Origin of the sequence: Vibrio sp. L85, from assembly GCF_963871815.1 — a bacterium.
Classification (GTDB): Bacteria; Pseudomonadota; Gammaproteobacteria; order Enterobacterales; family Vibrionaceae; genus Vibrio; species Vibrio harveyi.
Window position 1 is genome coordinate 1 of sequence record NZ_CAWMYL010000115.1, and the last position, 415, is coordinate 415.

At 47.5% G+C, this 415-nt stretch carries 1 pseudogene; it reads right to left on the reverse strand.

From position 1 onward, the window contains the following. Positions 1 to 362, reverse strand: a pseudogene (locus tag AACR11_RS12190) (hypothetical protein); the annotation flags it as partial. Positions 363 to 415 lie beyond the last annotated feature (53 nt).

The following is a 415-nucleotide window of genomic DNA, read 5'->3' on the forward strand; positions in this document are numbered from 1 at the left end:
TTGATGACGTTGCCCTGCTCATCTGCCAGCACAATGTAAAAACCCAATTCGCCTTGGAAGCCAGATAGGCGAGCCATTGCGGAGATATTGAAGAACACTCTTACTAGCTCCCCGTCACTTTCAAGCTTGGGACGGATGAGAGGCATAATGTCCATATCCCCATCTTCAACATAACTCGGCGCATCGTATTTAATGAAAAAGCCGTCTAGGTCAGCATTCCACCCCGTGTCATTGTTAGGCATGAATCGCCCTTGAATAATCGGCAATGCGCTACCAGAGCCGGATTCACCTGAGTTCATGTGTTCATACAAAAATTCGATTTTATTTCGGCTGCTACCCGTTGGTAGCGGTGGTAGTGCCATGGTTAATACTCCAATAGTTGCGCGGTATCTGGCGCTTTTCCTGATAACTCGAA